Here is a 13,515-nt window from a genome sequence, read left to right as displayed (position 1 = left end):
AGCCAGCACCCGGCGCAGCTCCGGTTGGTGATGCGCTCAACCGGACCTCAGCTCTCGAGACAGAACCTGCGAACAGCGCGCTGAATCCAGGAAGTTGGAAGCGGACAGCTGCCGAGGAGTGAAACGGCCCCAGCGGCGCTTTCAACCGGCGGGGGCGCGAAGGAGGCGGTCACGGGTGCTTTCGGGCAGTCTGCGGCGCAGGACCGGCGCCGTGGAGCTGAGTGCTGCGGCGAAAGCGGCGACGAGGTCGTGCGGCACGCTGCTACTGAAGGACGCCGCCCACAGGTAAGGCCCACCCGCGGTGGGCTCGGACCACGCCTGCCACCCCTGCAGACCGGGCCCGTCAGCCTCCGGTACAGCCGATCGAGGATCACCGTCCTGGATCAGCGGCGGGACCTCGCCCAGGCTCAAGTGCGAGACGTACATCGGGTCCGCTGCTGCGGCGGGCTCATCGGCGTCGGGGATCCAGCCGTTGGCAGTGGTCGCGGACACGACGAGGTCGGGGCCGCCGAGCGTTGCGGTGGGCTGCTCGGTGGCGTCCAGGGCGAGCAGGAACGCGGATACTGCCTCGCCCGGAACTTCGCGAGTGAAGTACGCTGCCCAGTGCGCCATTCCCTCGGCCGAGGCCCGCGCCGAGACCTGCCAGCCGATCGGCAGGCCGCCGAGGAGGAAGGGCTCGTCCGCCAGTACCCACTGCGCCCAACGCCGGGCATCAGCGCCAAGATGGAGAACGGTACTGCGCAGTACTCCCGGGTCATCGCCGCGCTGGTGGCGCCCCCGCACCATCGTCAGCGCCGTCCAGCCGAGGCCGGAAAGCGTGTCCGCGACAGTGTCGTAGAGGCAGCCGTCGTCCCCCGAGATGTGCCGGGGGCCGACCCACTGCACGGAACCGAAAGTAGGGATGGGGCCAAGCGGTCGCTCGGGTTGCAGAGGTCCCTCCAGGGCTTCGAGGTGTGGCGAGGTCGCAAGTCGACGCTGTGGACGACGAGTCCCAAAAGAGCGACGCGGTCACTTCTCGCCGGCCATTCGGTTCTTCTCGCCGTAATGACTTCCGCATGCGAGCCGCGACTGTCGGGGAGGTACGTACGTTGACATGGGTTGGCGCCGGTCACCAGTCGATTGGGGCATCTTCCTGCGTCTGGCCCGAGCGAACCTCGTGCGTGGCATGCTTCACCCGCAGATCGCGGACCGACGAAACGCCAAAGTCGCCCCCAGCCGCCCGCCGAAAACTGGATGCCTGCTCTGCGACCTGCGCGATACGGTCGGCGCCGACGCCGCAGTGCGCTGCACTTGAGGTTCTACCAAGGTGCAGCCCTGCGCTCCAACGCGTCGAATGCACAACGCGGTTGCCCGTCGGCCTGATGCAGCGGTGCGTCCGCCGCGACGAGCTGAAAGGACGAGTCCCTGATGGCAGACAACATTCCGGGTGGCGGGGGCAGCAGGGGCGTCCTCGTCCTGTCGGGCATCTCCGCGGCGGGCAAGTCGACCGTCGCACAGGCTCTGGCCGAGCGGCTGGACCGTTCTGTTCACGTGCGCGGCGACTTCTTCCGCCGCATGATCGTCAACGGCCAGGTCAACATGACCGCCGACCCGGAGCCGGAAGCCCTGGAGCAGCTGCGCCTGCGGCACCGACTGGCAGCGGCGTCCGCCGACGCGTACTGCCAGGCGGGCTTCACCGCGATCATCCAGGACATCCTGCTCGGCGAGCACCTCCAGGAGATCACCGAGACGATCAAGAGCCGGCCACTGGCCGTGGTCGTCCTCGCTCCCAGCCCCGACGCCGTGCTGGCGCGGGAGGAGAAGCGCGCCAAGACCGGGTACGGCCCGGACTGGCAGCCCAAGGACCTCGAGACGGTGCTGCGCGGCAGCACCCCGGAGGTCGGCCTCTGGCTGGACACCTCCGACCAGACGGTCGACCAGACCGTGGACGAGATCCTCAAGCGGGCCTGGACCGAGGGCGCCGTTTCCTGAACGTCCCGCACCCGGGTCGTGTCAGTCCGCGAAACACTCCGCCCGCCAGGCCTGCAGCGCGCCTGCGCGCCCCTCCGAGCACACCACTGCGCTACTGCACAGCGTGTTGTCGCAGGCGGCTGGTCACCAAGAATGAGTGCGTGACGAGTAAGCAGATGCCAGAAGAACTCCAGCAACCGCTGTCGTACGGGACTGACCAGGACCAGGCCGGAGCGCTCGCCCGGCTCACAGAGCGCTACGCCGCTGTCCTTCCGGAAATCCGCAAGCGTGAGCCGCAGACCGCGAGCAGCGAACTTCTGAGTGCAGTTCTGGGTTACCAGGTGACCAGGATGCTCCGAGAGCACCGGTGGTGGAGCAAGGTGATGGGGCCAAGTACGGAAGTCTTGGACGATCGCAGAGAAGACGTCGCTGCCGCCTTCGCGCTGCTGGAGGATGCCCTAAGTGAACTAGTCGCGATGCGACAATTCTTCCTCGTGGTGGCACGTCACCCCACGGCAAGCACCGCCAAGCCACTACTCACCTTCGAAGAGGTCGCCGCTGCAGTTGGGCTCGATTCCGCTCAGGCTGCGAAGTCTCTCTACCGCCACGTAGTTGACAATCCAAGCGCCGCTTCGGCCGGTACCGACGGGACGCCGTAGGACGAGAGCGCCGTTACGTGCGGCCCATCGGACTGCGGCGTGCAGCCTTTCGCGTTCTGGGGCGGGCAGGTAGCCCAAGCAGGTGCGGTGGACGGGCACACTGACGAAGGTTCAGTGGCAGTTCCTCTCGGCGGTGTCCAGCAAATGGTCCAGCAACTCCCGCGGGAGACCGACCTCTGCATCTGGCCCCGGCTCGGCGCGCAACAGCAAGTCGAGGGTGTACTGGGCGCGGTCGGTGAAGCTCGCAACAGGTGTCGGCCGATTGCACCGGCGGGCCCAGCGGGCAGCGGCGTGGTAGAGGTCCGCCAGGGCGGAGCCCGCGGTGGTCGGGGCCAGCCCGATGCCGTGCGGGTGGTGGGCTAGGCCGAGTGCGCAGGCCTGAGAGTGAGCTTGGCGCAGGTGGTGCTCGGTGAGGTCCGGAAGCGTGGCGGCGAGGGCGCCGGGTGGTATAGGGCCGTGGTCGTCGATCTCGGTGATCAGGCGGATCAGGCCGGGGCCGGGAGAGGCCAACGTTGCACAGAGCTGGGCGCGGGAGTTCATCGGTGCGGGTTTCCTGCCGGGAGTGAGGCCGCGAGCGCAGTCGCGGTGGGGTGGGAAAACAGCTCTCGGTGCCGCCACCTGGTCGGAGGGAGCGTTGTGGGCGCTGCCTGGCGGCTGTGGCGTGGGGCTCGCGTGGAGGCCGGTACGGCGGGGCGCGCTCGCCCCCACAGGGTGTGGTGTGCGGCGTTGGCGGGCTTGCCGGCCGACCACGCCGAGACCGCGCTGAAGACGGGGCCGAGGGAGCCGCCGGCGATCGAGAGTTGATAGCGGTGGCGGGTCGCGGCGAGGTGGACGAGGCCGTCTTCCCGTAGTTGGCGGAGCGTCGGGTAGATGGCGCTGGGGTGGTGGTCGGGCATGACCGTGGCGGCCAGGGACGTACCGCTGGCGGCACCGCGCGCCTTGAGGGCCCAGAGGGCGGCGGTGGCGTGCCGGCGTGCAAGGAGGGCCAGGCCGTCTTCCACTTGCTCGACGGCAGTGATTGGGCGGGTCGAAGGCTCCAGGTGGCGCTCCGCCCAACTCGCTATCTCGGGCAGGATGGCGAGAAGCGTGGCGCCGCGATCGGTGATTTCGTAGGTGACGTGACGTGCGGTGTGCTCGGTGCGCAGCACTAGACCGGCGTGGCACAAGGTCTGCAGCTTCGGGTGCAGTTGACCGGGGCGCAGATAGGGAAGTCGGCTGGCGAGGTCGCTGTAGCGCAGGGGCGGCCCACCCAGGGCGACCATGATCTTCACGTGCCAGCGCGGCGTGATCATCGCGAGGGCTTCGGTGACCCTGTCGATGTCGGCGTCGAGTTCGGGAGGCAGACCCGTCGTGGCCAAGGAGAACTCCTCAAGAAGGGATGGTTCAGCGGGTGGGCGCCGCCGCTGTCGTCGCAGGCCCGCGGGGGCAACAGGGAGGCGCGGCGGGTTGAGCGAGGGGGACGGTGGGAGACGGCGCGCTCGACGTGATCAAGAGGGTGCGGCATGCCCAGGAGGGCCGCGAGCATGGCTGGCGGCTCCTCCTGGGCGTTCGGGATGAGGCGGTGTCCGTCTAGCTGGGCAGGTGCCGGCTGCTTACCGCGCCCGCCCCACTCCTGGTGCCTGGGCGGGTGCGGGACGGGCCGGAGCCGGGTTCTCCCCTCTCGGGAGGGGGAAGCCTCGGCGAGGAGCGGGGGCGTTCTTCGGGCTCTGTTGTCCGGGGACGTCAGGAGCGAAGCAACGCCGCAGGGCCTGTGCGTGGCGGTCGCGGGTCTCGACCGCATCGGCCACTTGGTGTGCCAGCTCGGTCGAGGCATCGGCCTCGTCCCCCGTTGGGAGCGCGGCGAGAAGGCGGTCTTCTGCCCGACTCAGCAGGGTCTGCGACTCGGCAAGGAGACTGTACAAGTGCACGATGCTGGCGCGGTCGGAAGTTACTCCGAGGCCCCTTGTCGCTCTTCTCAACTCTTCCATTTCCATTCCGAAATGGAACTCTATTCTTCGAGCCAGGCTTTCCACGAGGCCCCCTGAGCCCGCCACGCCGTCGAACAAGGTGCTCCTAGAAGCAGGTGGGGTGGTTGCGGTAGACGTAGACTCCAGACACCCATCCCTTTACACCCGTGCTTCCATTTGTAATATAGTGCCATCCCTTAGCAGACTTGTGCACCTTGAATTTGTGAGCACGGTAGATAATTCCCACGCTGGTGCTCTTAGTAGATGCCCTGGATCGAATCTTGACAGCCGTCGCATCGACGATCCAAGGCCCCGGTCGGTCACACCTGTCCAGCGGGGATGCGGCAGCAGCGCCTGTCGAGTCCGGCACCGGGGGCAGTGCCGATGCTGCGGTGGCCGTGCCGGCGAGCGGTAGGGCCACCGCACTCAAGATGAGCACGGCTCGTCGCATGGAACGCATTCGAAAAGTACCTCCAGAAGTAAACGTCGGGAACCAGCCGGAGACGCGCTCCGGCCGTTGTCTAATAGTCTTCGGAGCGGCCGTTTTGGCCATCTTCTATTTCTCGGCTATATTCCGCAGTCGTTCTTCAGCGCAGGCGCCGGGAAGGCTGGCCGGTGAGTGGCTGCGCCGACACGGGAGAGGAACGGCCCGACGATTTCGCTCTTCCCAGAATTCGGTCTTCGCACCTACGTAGGGCGTCGCCTACGGATTCACAGCCGATCTCGCGCAGGGTGTACGTCCAGGTCTTGTAGTCGATTTCTTCGACGAGTACGCGGTACGGCACGGGGCGGTCGTCGAGTGCGCGCAGGGCAACGACGGTGAACGGGTCGCTTGGATCGGCGCGGGTGAAGCAGTAGCCCATCGCGAAGTGGTCTCCGTCGCTCACCAGTCGGCGTTCGAGTGCGACGGTCTCCTGGTTGCCGGGTTCGGGGCCGAGGTCGGTTCGGAGGCTGATGGCTTCTGCGGGGCATCCTCGGTGGATCAGCCAGGACTGGGCCATGGAGGGCAGCGGTAGCCGGCGGGCCTCGTAGGTGAAGGATTCTTGGCTCCTGCGGATCTGGAGCGCTAGGTAGGGCGGTTGGTTTGGGTGCCCGTGCTCCGTGGAGCGGTCGAACAGGACGTAGTAGCTGGTAGCGGGGATGTGATGGTGTGCCAGCGGCGTCATCATGTCGGCGTGGAGACCGATGTCGGTCCAGAATTTGGGCGGGCCGTCGAGGTCATCGACGTAGAAGTCCACTTCCGGGTCAAGTGGCAGGGGAACTCCCTGGTTCTCTCGAAGGGTCAGTGGTGGCGGCGGTATGCAGTACCTGCAGTGGGGATTTCGGACGGCAGCGGCGCCGGATGTCGCGGGTGGGGTGAGGGGTGGGCGATGACCAGCGGCGGCCGGGTGGCGAGCTGCGGCGGCCGGGACCGCGCAGCGTGGGTGCGGGCAGGAAGAGGGCGGCGAGTCATGCCCAGCCGTCGGCCGACTTCGTCGTAGACGTCTGCCCGCTGCCGGACCGCGAGGACGTGGATCTCCTGGCGGCGCTGCGACTGCTCGGGTGCAGGTCGCTGCCCGTAGATCAGGCGCCACCGCCGCTGGGCCAACGGGATCTTCCTGTAGCCGTCGAGGTCGCCGGTCAGGCTCCTGCCGAAACGCTGTCCTGCCACGATCTCCTGCAGGCAGGAGAGGGCGTCGTCGCGTACTTCGTCGGGGGCCTGGAGGAGATCGACGAGCACGCGGGGGTCGAAGCTCAGCCCGTACCTCACGAGTTGCGCCCGCCGCGAGTTGAGGAAGGCGGACCGGGCAGGACTCGGTGCGCGGGCCGGTCTGGGGAAGTCATGCACGCCGACAGCGGCCCGCCGGCTGCGCGGACCACCGCGAAGGCGTGAGTGAGGCAGTCTCTGTGCCACACGAACAGCCCTGCCAGCCCTGACTCCGGATCCTTGTACTGCTGGTAGGCGAGCCACAGGCTGTGGAGCCAGGCGACGACGTCCTGGTGTTCCTCCCACTGCTGACACCACGGTGCTGCGGTCGTGACCTCGGCTCCGTAGACCGGCATGAGCCAGGAGTCCACCCAGTCCACGAGCGCGTCCAGCTCGTCTTCGTACGCCTCGCCCTCAAGCTCCAGGATCGGCTGCGCCTCCGTAGGGGGCATCGGCGGGGCGCCCCCCAAATCCGGCATGCCGAATGCGGCGAACGGAGACTCCGCGGGGGCAGCGGAAAGGTGGTCGAGCTGTCGGGCTTGCTGGGCTGACTGCTCCATCAGTCGGCGCACGCTGGCATCGATTTCTTCCAACTGCGATTCCGGCACACGCACGGAATCACCTTCATGCATCTTTTCGATGTCAGACATACGCAGAGTCTCCAATCGCCATCAAAGTCGGCACGGAAATACGACGCACGACCGGTTAGGCGCCGAGTTCGAAGTCTTCCTGTGTCAGGTTCTCGCGCACGGCCTGCGTCAACCGCTCTGAAGCGACCTCCGCGTAGTGCGCGGTCTTCTCGATCCCGATGAACTTTCGCCCCTCTTCGAGAGCAGCTACACCCGTGGACCCCGATCCGGCACAGAAATCCAGAACAGTGCCCCCAGGGGGCGCGATCTTCACCAGCTCACGCATCACAGATACAGGCTTTTGCGTGATATGGAGACGCTTCGACCCGGACGGCTGCGAGGCTTCGATCATCCCCGGCAGGTAAACAGGATGACGAGTTCCATCCATCCGCCCCTTTGAGGCCCAGACCACAAATTCGCAGGACTGGGTAAAGCGCCCCTTCTGCGGCCTGGACGCTGGCTTGTGCCAGGCCAGCACGCCACGCCACAGCCATCCGGCTGCCTGAATAGCGTCAGTTGTAACGGGAAGTTGCCGCCAGTCAGTAAAGAGGAGGGCTGTACCTCCGTCTTTTGACAGACGACGGGCTTCGGTCATGATCTGCGTCAACCAGAATCCGTAGCTGCGCTGATCCATATTCTCGCCGGTGAAATCGGCAAGAACGCCGCCACCGGAAGTGTACTTCTGCTTCGCAGAACGGCCGGTACGCTCCTTTGCGGTACGCCCACCCGAATTATAGGGCGGGTCGGTTATGACGGAATCCACGCACGAATCCGGAAGACCGGAAAGAACACTTAGCGCGTCACCATGACGTAGAGAAAAAGACAAAAATACCCCGATTCGAGTGGGGAATGAAATGGACGCCTCGTCGCATGGCTTCATGAGATGCAACTGGATCGGGGCGGGGCCCAGACCAGGAATCACGGCGCGACAGGAGAGGCTCTAAAAGAGTAGGGCCGTGACTGCGGTCGACCAATTAGAGGCCGCGCATGTGCCGGATTTCGGTACCTCAGGGTGGGGGGTTTGGTCGACGGCCGGTCCGCTCTTACCGTTTTTATCTGCCCGCCCCGACCATCACATCTTGCGGAGTCTGTATGCCATCTCGGTACCCCCCGCTGCTTTGCACTGCGGACCCGACGGGCGCCTGCCGCGGGTGAAGGCGCTCGTTGCCACCATCGGCTTCGTCTGCCTGATACCTGTGCTGCTCGGTGGTGGGGCGATGATGCTGGCCGGCTCCAGCGATGCCACCGCCATGAGCGCCCGCTGGCAGTGCATGCCCGGTGACGGCTCGGAGAAGATCGCCGACCAGGTAGCCGACATCCTCGACGGCGCGGACGCGTCGGACGTGCGGATCAAGGACCTGCCGTTGCCCGACGAGCAGGTGCCGCACGCGCAGACCATCGTCGCCACCGGTATCAGCTTGGAAGTGCCCCGGCGCGGACAGATCGTCGCGCTGGCCACCGCGATGCAGGAGAGCCGCCTGCGCAACCTCAACTACGGTGACCGCGACTCCCTGGGCCTTTTCCAGCAGCGGCCCTCCCAGGGCTGGGGAACCTCTGAGCAGGTCCGCGACCCGGTCTACGCCAGCACCCGTTTCTACAAGGGGCTGCTGGCGGTGGCCGGCTGGCAGCAGATGACCGTGACGCAAGCCGCTCAGGCTGTGCAGCGGTCCGGATACCCGGACGCGTACGCGCAGTGGGAGCCGCTGGCCACCGCGTTGCAGAAGGCCATCGCCGCGACCTTCCCCGGCAGCGGCGAGCCACCCGAGGACAGCAGTTGCGATGCTGCTTCGTTCGACGACATCCCCGAGGGCAAAGCCCCCAAGGGCTACTCGGTGCCAGGAGGCACAACCCCGCGGGCGCGGACAGCGATCGTGTGGGCGATGCACCAGCTCGGCACGCCCTACCAGTGGGGCGGGTCGTGCACCGACGCCGACGGTCCCGACCCCATGGCTCGCTGCGACTGCAGCTCGCTGACCCAGCAGTCCTACAAGCAGGCGGGGATCGCGCTCACCCGAACCAGCCAGACGCAGGTTCGCGACGGGGACGCCGTGAGCCGCAAGAGCCTGAGACCCGGCGATCTCGTCTTCAGTCGCGGCTCCGCCGCGGCCCCCGAGCACGTCGCCCTCTACCTCGGCCGCGGCCTGGTCATCGAAGCACCCCGCACCGGCAAGCCGGTACGGGTCGTCCCACTCGCCACCCTCGATGTCCTCACCGCGCGCCGCGTCACCTGACGTCCCCCGCCTCCCGCACCGACACCGTCCTCCACGCAAGGAGTTCCCATCAGCCCACTCATGTACCTCGCCTTCGATCCGGGCATCACGCCGCGCGGCGGCGGCCTACCCGGTCTGGGCGTACTGAAGACAGTCGTGAGCAGCATCAATCTGGCCGGGCTAGTGGCCGTTGTCGGCGCCCTTGCCGTGTCCCTGGGAGTGTGGGCCTGGGGTCATCACACCGGCGGCCACCAGGCCGAAGCCAACGGCAAGAAGGGCGCCGTCGTGGCGGCGGGCGCCGCGCTCGGACTCGGCGCCGCCAACGGCATCGTGGCCTTCTTCTCGGCGTTGGGATCCCAAGTCCAGTGACGAACACCCCCACGCCCCGCCGCGGGCACGCGTGGACGTCGAAACAGCGCTTGGTGGTCGCCGCACTCGCGCTCACGGTGCTCGTCTGCCTGACCGCCGTCATCGCCTGGGCAACCCGCAGCGACAACCACAGCCCGCAGCAGCCTCCAGCCGCAGCGGAGAGCAGTGCCCCCGCCACGCCCCCGCCCTCCACTCCCGCTGCGCGCCCAGGTTCCGTTCCCGCGCCCCCGAAGGTGGCCGACCCGCTGTCGTACGCCAAAGAGGCAGCCGTGATGCTCTGGTCCTACGACACCCGCGACACCCGCCGCGCACAGCAGCTGGCGGGCATGCGCGACTGGATGAGCTCCGAAGAGACCTGGGCCGACTGGGACTCGGTGCGCGGGCAAGTACCCGACCCGTTGCTGTGGTCGCGCATGTCGGACCAGAAGCAATGCGCCACGGCCACCGCCTCGACCGCCCACTTCCCGAGCGCGTTCCAGGAGGCGCTCGCCGAGGATCCCGCCGCCATCACGAAGGCGTACGTCTACTTCGTGACCGTCACCGGCCGCCAGACCCTCTCCTGGGCCGGCGACGGCGGCGGTGCCGAGGAGCGCGCAGTCACCCTCGCGGTGCAGTGCCGCCCCAAGGCGACCTGCTCACTCATTGCCATCGCCCCTCGCGTCGCACCGTAAGGAGTCCCCATGGGGTTCTGTGACCTCCCCCTCGCGGACAAGCTCTGCTCGGTGGGCGAAGCGGTCGACTTCGCCTCCGATCCGGGCAAAGCCATCGGCGACTGGGTCGCCAAGTCCGCGGGTGAACTCGCTGTCGCCAGCGCCGACTTGGCGGCGACCGCCGTCGACTCGACCACCAAAGTCGACCTGGGGGCCTCCTGGTTTCGCGACACCTACTCGCTGATTCTGCCGATCGGTCTGGTGCTGCTCGTGGCAACGTTCTGCGCGCAGCTCGTGCGTGCGGCGATGCGCCGCGACGGACGGGCGCTGGCCCAGGCGTTCACCGGCACTGCCGCCGGCGTGGGTTTCGCCTTCTGCGCCATCGCGGTGACGACTGTCGCGATCGAGGTCGTCGACGCCCTCTCCGCCGGCCTGCTGAAGGCGTCCGGACACAACATGGAGTCGGCCGTGCGCCGCATCGTCATGGTCGACAATCTGACCGCGGTCAACGGCCTCGGCTGGCTGGTGATGGTCCTCGCAGCACTCGGCGCCTCCCTCGGAGCGATCCTGTACTGGTGCGTCATGATGGTCCGCAAGGTCGGCATCCTCGTCCTCGTCACGCTGGCCGTATTTGCCGGCGCAGGCGGAGGCTGGGAAGCCGCCCGGCGCTGGCGCCGCGGCTGGATCGTCGCCACCTCCACCCTCGTCGCGAGCAAGCTGCTGATGACGGTCATCTTCGTCCTCGGCCTCGCGGCCCTGGGCGACACGAAACCCAAGGACGGGCTCTCCGCCTTCGCTGACGTCCTGGCGGGCACCGTGATCATGGCCATGATCCTCCTCACCCCCTACGCAGTGTTCAAGTTCGTCCACTGGGCGGCAGACGGCGCTGACGGCGAGACCCTCCACCGCGCCGGAGGCACCGGCGCGCAGATGGCCCGGCAGTACGGCGAGCGGACCGCCCGCAAGGGCGCCGCGATGGTCGCCACTGCAGGAGCCTCGGCCGGAGCCGGGGCAGCAGCGCAGGGACCCTCCGCCTCCTCCAGCAGCGGCAGCCTCGCCTCCCACCCCACCGGCAGCAGCTCCGACAGCACCAGCTCGCCGTCCCTCGGTACGACGGCGAAGACCTCACTCGACAAGGGCATCCGGTCCGCTCCGACGAACCTCGCGCAGGAACCCGGCGGAGCCGGCCCGCGCAGTGGAGACCGTTCACCGCCGCCGACCACCAGCCCACCGCCGCAGGGCGCGCCGGCTTCCTCCCGCGACCAGACCGGGACTCCCCCACCGACCGGGCGCTAAGCCCTCCTGCCCGAAGGGCGAGACGAACACCAACTCCGGCTCGCCGCCTCGCCCTTCGGGCTCCGCCCTCGTCCTCGGAGGACCCTTCCGCCCGTGTCTGATCACTACGCTGAGCCCCGCGTGACATTTCCACGCCGGTCGACCCGCGGCATCCTGCTCGGCCTGAGCATGCCCCAACTGCTGGTGGCAGGAGTTGCGTTGACGCTTCTCGTCGTCACCACCGTCACCACCGGGCTCCTCGGTGCGCTGGCGCTCACGCCGCTTTGGGCGGCCCTGGCCGTGCTGGTCGCAGCCCGCCGTCACAGCCGCTCCCTGATCGACTGGGCCCCAGCGGCCCTGCGGTTCGTGTGGAGGCGCCGGACCGGTCAGACCCTGTGGCTGGCTCGCGCGGTCACCCGACCTCGACAAGACGGTCTCCTTCACCTCCCAGGAGCCGCCGCCAGCCTGCGCGTGGTGACCCCGGGCGACTCTGCCAACCAGGCAGCCGCCGTGCACGACCCCCACCACCACACCCTGACCGTCGTCGCCCGCGTCACCGGCCGCGCTTTCGCACTCCTCGACCCAGCTGCCCAAGCTCAGGCCGTCACCGGCTGGGGACGCGCGCTCGCGGGAATCGCCCGGCTCGGGAACATCGCGGCGGTCCAGGTCTTGGAGCGAACCGTTCCCGACTCCGGCTCCACACTCGCCCGCCACTGGGATCGACAGGGTCACCCCGGGGCGCCCTTGGCCGGACCGGTCTACGCCGACCTCGTGGCCGACGCCGGGCCCGCCGTCGCTCCCCACGAGACCTACCTGGCCATCGCCATGGACCTCAAGGCCGCCAAGAACCTGATCACCCAGGCTGGCGGAGGAATGCCAGCGGCCTTCACCGTCATGCAGCAGACCACCTCCACCGTCGCCCAGGCAGTCCGCAGCGCCGGCCTGACCGTCACTGGCTGGCTCACCGCACACGAGATCGCCGCCGTCGTCCGCACCGCCTACGACCCCGCCGCACTCGCCGCGCTGCAGAAATGGTCGGCCACCGCACAAGCCGAAGCGCCCCCGGCAGCCGCCGGACCCGTTGTGCAGGCAGAAGAAGCAGACCGCCTTCGCACCGACTCCTCCCGGCACACCGTCTACTGGATCTCCGACTGGCCCCGCGTCGAAACCACCCCGGGCTTCCTCCACCAGCTCATTTACACCCCCGGAGTGCGCCGGTCCCTGTCCCTCGTCTACGTCCCGCGGAGCCTCGACTCGGCACTGCGCGATGTCCAGCGTCGTAAGGCCACCATCGTCGCCGACGCCGCCGAGCGACGCCGCCGCGGGCAAGTTGACTCCGAGGCCGACTCGGCGGAATACCAGGACGTGAAAGACCGCGAGCGTCAGCTGATCGCCGGACATGCCGATGTCGCCCTGACCGGGCTCCTCGTCGTCAGCGCGGACACCGACACCCTCCTCGACGCAGCCTGCGCACAGATCGAGACCGCCGCGGTCACCGCCCAGGTAGACCTGCGGCGCCTGTATCTCCAGCAGCCCGCCGCGTTCACCCTCGCCGCGCTTCCCCTCGCCCGCACCGCCCTGTAGCACTCCGCCAAAGCCCAACCCGCAGGGCGGGAAAGGAACTTCGCTTGACCACCACACGCCCCGCTGACGCGCACCCCTACCTGCGTGCCGCCAGCGCCGGGGTCCGCCACCACTCGCGCGCCGCTGACGCCCCCGCCGACCGCACCCACCTCGACGTCCTGCACGACCACCTGACCCTGTTGCACCAGCTGCTGGACCGCCTCGCCACCGCCAGCCGCCCCCCGCACCCCAACGCTGGCCGACACCTCGCCGCCGCTCACGCCCGGCTGTGGCAAGCCGCCGAAAGTGTGCACACCGCATTCCACCTCCTCCCACCCGTCCACAACCCCCACATCCGCCCCGCGTGCAAGGCAGACCAGCTCCACGACGGCCCCGCGGTCCTGACGATCTGCCAGCGGCATCTGGCCGGCAGCCACGCCGTACGCCGCAAGACCACCCCAGCCCAGCTGTCCCGGTAGCGCGACCATGAGCCCACAGCGTCCTATCACAGCCACCACTCTCTTCACCGCGCACGGCGATACCCGTCAAAGCCGCAAGACCGCCCGCCAACTCGCGT

General features: G+C 68.2%; 16 protein-coding genes. 8 read left to right on the top strand and 8 right to left on the bottom strand.

The features are described from left to right. Nucleotides 1-141: 141 nt before the first annotated feature. A complete protein-coding gene (locus tag JGS22_RS15105; protein ID WP_211041797.1) occupies nucleotides 142-942 on the bottom strand; it encodes an SPDY domain-containing protein in 801 nt (266 codons plus the stop codon). A gap of 465 nt (nucleotides 943-1,407) precedes the next feature. On the opposite strand from JGS22_RS15105, the gene JGS22_RS15100 reads away from it, so the two are divergent. After that, a complete protein-coding gene (locus tag JGS22_RS15100; protein ID WP_211041788.1) occupies nucleotides 1,408-1,971 on the top strand; it encodes an AAA family ATPase in 564 nt (187 codons plus the stop codon). 140 nt (nucleotides 1,972-2,111) lie between these two features. Further along, entirely contained in the window at nucleotides 2,112-2,609 is a 498-nt protein-coding gene (locus JGS22_RS15095; protein WP_211041789.1) for a hypothetical protein, read from the top strand. A gap of 111 nt (nucleotides 2,610-2,720) precedes the next feature. Here JGS22_RS15095 and JGS22_RS15090 read toward each other — a convergent pair whose 3' ends face one another. The 7 genes from JGS22_RS15090 to JGS22_RS15060 all read right to left on the bottom strand — a co-directional run bounded on the left by JGS22_RS15090 (nucleotide 2,721) and on the right by JGS22_RS15060 (nucleotide 7,697). Next, nucleotides 2,721-3,149 carry a hypothetical protein gene (locus JGS22_RS15090; RefSeq protein ID WP_211041790.1) on the bottom strand — a complete coding sequence of 143 codons (429 nt, stop codon included), beginning with the start codon at nucleotides 3,147-3,149 and terminating at the stop codon, nucleotides 2,721-2,723. Next, complete coding sequence (locus JGS22_RS15085; protein ID WP_211041791.1) at nucleotides 3,146-3,967, bottom strand: winged helix-turn-helix transcriptional regulator; 822 nt, start codon at nucleotides 3,965-3,967, stop codon at nucleotides 3,146-3,148. The genes JGS22_RS15090 and JGS22_RS15085 overlap by 4 nt, the downstream gene beginning before the upstream one ends. 694 nt (nucleotides 3,968-4,661) lie before the next feature. Further along, complete coding sequence (locus JGS22_RS15080) at nucleotides 4,662-5,006, bottom strand: SH3 domain-containing protein (protein ID WP_308405681.1); 345 nt, start codon at nucleotides 5,004-5,006, stop codon at nucleotides 4,662-4,664. A gap of 136 nt (nucleotides 5,007-5,142) precedes the next feature. After that, entirely contained in the window at nucleotides 5,143-5,793 is a 651-nt protein-coding gene (locus JGS22_RS15075) for a hypothetical protein (protein ID WP_211041792.1), read from the bottom strand. A gap of 44 nt (nucleotides 5,794-5,837) precedes the next feature. Further along, nucleotides 5,838-6,305, bottom strand: a complete 468-nt coding sequence (locus JGS22_RS15070) for a hypothetical protein (protein WP_211041793.1) — start codon at nucleotides 6,303-6,305, stop codon at nucleotides 5,838-5,840. Next, nucleotides 6,302-6,802, bottom strand: coding sequence for a DUF4913 domain-containing protein (locus tag JGS22_RS15065; RefSeq protein ID WP_211041799.1), 501 nt, complete (start codon nucleotides 6,800-6,802; stop codon nucleotides 6,302-6,304). The genes JGS22_RS15070 and JGS22_RS15065 overlap by 4 nt, the downstream gene beginning before the upstream one ends. A gap of 145 nt (nucleotides 6,803-6,947) precedes the next feature. Beyond that, entirely contained in the window at nucleotides 6,948-7,697 is a 750-nt protein-coding gene (locus tag JGS22_RS15060) for a DNA-methyltransferase (RefSeq protein ID WP_211041800.1), read from the bottom strand. 325 nt (nucleotides 7,698-8,022) lie between these two features. Between JGS22_RS15060 and JGS22_RS15055 the strand changes: the two genes are divergently transcribed. From JGS22_RS15055 to JGS22_RS15030, 6 genes are all read left to right on the top strand, one after another. Further along, nucleotides 8,023-9,102 (top strand): C40 family peptidase, encoded by a 1,080-nt coding sequence (locus tag JGS22_RS15055; RefSeq protein WP_211041794.1) that lies wholly within the window; start codon nucleotides 8,023-8,025, stop codon nucleotides 9,100-9,102. A gap of 60 nt (nucleotides 9,103-9,162) precedes the next feature. Beyond that, entirely contained in the window at nucleotides 9,163-9,450 is a 288-nt protein-coding gene (locus JGS22_RS15050; RefSeq protein ID WP_211041795.1) for a hypothetical protein, read from the top strand. A 53-nt stretch (nucleotides 9,451-9,503) separates the two neighbouring features. After that, complete coding sequence (locus JGS22_RS15045) at nucleotides 9,504-10,121, top strand: hypothetical protein (RefSeq protein WP_308405680.1); 618 nt, start codon at nucleotides 9,504-9,506, stop codon at nucleotides 10,119-10,121. A gap of 9 nt (nucleotides 10,122-10,130) precedes the next feature. Further along, nucleotides 10,131-11,396, top strand: a complete 1,266-nt coding sequence (locus JGS22_RS15040) for an SCO6881 family protein (protein ID WP_211043295.1) — start codon at nucleotides 10,131-10,133, stop codon at nucleotides 11,394-11,396. A gap of 120 nt (nucleotides 11,397-11,516) precedes the next feature. Further along, nucleotides 11,517-12,959: an SCO6880 family protein gene (locus JGS22_RS15035; RefSeq protein WP_372454250.1), complete on the top strand. Its 1,443-nt coding sequence runs from the start codon at nucleotides 11,517-11,519 to the stop codon at nucleotides 12,957-12,959. 44 nt (nucleotides 12,960-13,003) lie between these two features. Next, nucleotides 13,004-13,417 (top strand): DUF6238 family protein, encoded by a 414-nt coding sequence (locus JGS22_RS15030; RefSeq protein WP_211043298.1) that lies wholly within the window; start codon nucleotides 13,004-13,006, stop codon nucleotides 13,415-13,417. Nucleotides 13,418-13,515: the final 98 nt, after the last annotated feature.

Source organism: Streptomyces tardus (genome assembly GCF_018101125.2).
Classification (GTDB): domain Bacteria; phylum Actinomycetota; class Actinomycetes; order Streptomycetales; family Streptomycetaceae; genus Streptomyces; species Streptomyces tardus.
Note: the sequence above shows the minus strand (reverse complement) of the source record. Positions and strands in the feature narration are given on the sequence as shown.

Coding starts and splice junctions, on each gene's coding strand:
- JGS22_RS15100 (WP_211041788.1), top strand. CDS start 1,408: ATGGCAGACAACATTCCGGGTGGCGGGGGCAGCAGGGGCGTCCTCGTC.
- JGS22_RS15090 (WP_211041790.1), bottom strand. CDS start 3,149: ATGAACTCCCGCGCCCAGCTCTGTGCAACGTTGGCCTCTCCCGGCCCC.
- JGS22_RS15080 (WP_308405681.1), bottom strand. CDS start 5,006: ATGCGACGAGCCGTGCTCATCTTGAGTGCGGTGGCCCTACCGCTCGCC.
- JGS22_RS15065 (WP_211041799.1), bottom strand. CDS start 6,802: ATGGAGCAGTCAGCCCAGCAAGCCCGACAGCTCGACCACCTTTCCGCT.
- JGS22_RS15050 (WP_211041795.1), top strand. CDS start 9,163: ATGTACCTCGCCTTCGATCCGGGCATCACGCCGCGCGGCGGCGGCCTA.
- JGS22_RS15040 (WP_211043295.1), top strand. CDS start 10,131: ATGGGGTTCTGTGACCTCCCCCTCGCGGACAAGCTCTGCTCGGTGGGC.